Genomic DNA, 425 nt, shown 5'->3' with positions numbered 1-425 from the left:
CCAGGAAGTAGAACGAGTCGGCACCGGGCTGCTGGCTGGCACGGATCGCAGGGCGAATGGCGCCGGCGTAGTTGCCCAGGTGCGGAGTGCCGGTGGTGGTGATACCGGTAAGAATGCGCGTGGTCATGGGTGTTCGCTTATTCAGGCTTGGCTCAGTTCGAAAGGCGCGGCAGCAGCAGATCCTTCAGATCGGTCAGCTTGCCATGGAAGAAGTGTCCGCATTCTGCCACTTTCAGCAGCTCATGGGGGCGCGACAGGCTACCGGACCATTCGTAAACCAGCTGCGGCGCGACCACTTCGTCGGCATCTGGCTGCACCACGGTGATCGGGCAGTGCTGTGGCAGCGGGAATTCGACGGTCAGGCGCATGACTGCCGGGGCAATCATGAACAAGTGTTGCAGCGTTACCCCGGCGGCTTCCAGGCG

The 425-nt window shown here is 62.4% G+C and carries 1 protein-coding gene; it reads right to left on the bottom strand.

All coding sequences use genetic code 11. The features are described from left to right. Positions 1 to 152: 152 nt before the first annotated feature. A partial coding sequence (locus EOE48_RS28940) for an alpha/beta hydrolase (protein ID WP_210249629.1) occupies positions 153 to 425 on the bottom strand: 273 nt, incomplete at its 5' end.

This window comes from Methylobacterium oryzihabitans, assembly GCF_004004555.2.
Taxonomy (GTDB): domain Bacteria; phylum Pseudomonadota; class Alphaproteobacteria; order Rhizobiales; family Beijerinckiaceae; genus Methylobacterium; species Methylobacterium oryzihabitans.
Note: the sequence above shows the minus strand (reverse complement) of the source record. Positions and strands in the feature narration are given on the sequence as shown.